This window comes from Extibacter sp. GGCC_0201, assembly GCF_017566055.1.
Classification (GTDB): Bacteria; Bacillota; Clostridia; order Lachnospirales; family Lachnospiraceae; genus Extibacter.
This window is the reverse complement of record NZ_JABFCH010000136.1, coordinates 1-227: the sequence shown is the minus strand read 5'-3', so window position 1 is coordinate 227 and position 227 is coordinate 1. Positions and strand designations below refer to the sequence as shown.

Sequence of the window (227 nt, the reverse complement as noted above, 5' to 3'; positions counted from 1 at the left end):
ATGACAGGATGAAGGAGATCGCCTCCTACATTCATGAGGGGGCACAGGCTTTTTTAACGGCTGAGTACAAGATACTGATCATTTTCGTTGTGGTGTTCTTCCTGATTTTAGGTATCGCTCTGAAAAGCTGGATGACTGCAGCCGCGTTTCTTATGGGAGCGGTCTTCTCCTCCGTATCCGGCTACTGCGGCATGCAGGTTGCCACAAAGGCCAATGTGCGCACAGCA

Annotated in this window: 1 protein-coding gene; it reads left to right on the top strand. The window is 50.7% G+C overall.

What is annotated here, in order from left to right; translation table 11 throughout:
* Window positions 1-227 (top strand): sodium/proton-translocating pyrophosphatase (locus HJV72_RS19000; RefSeq protein ID WP_208073432.1); only part of this gene is annotated, 227 nt, incomplete at both ends.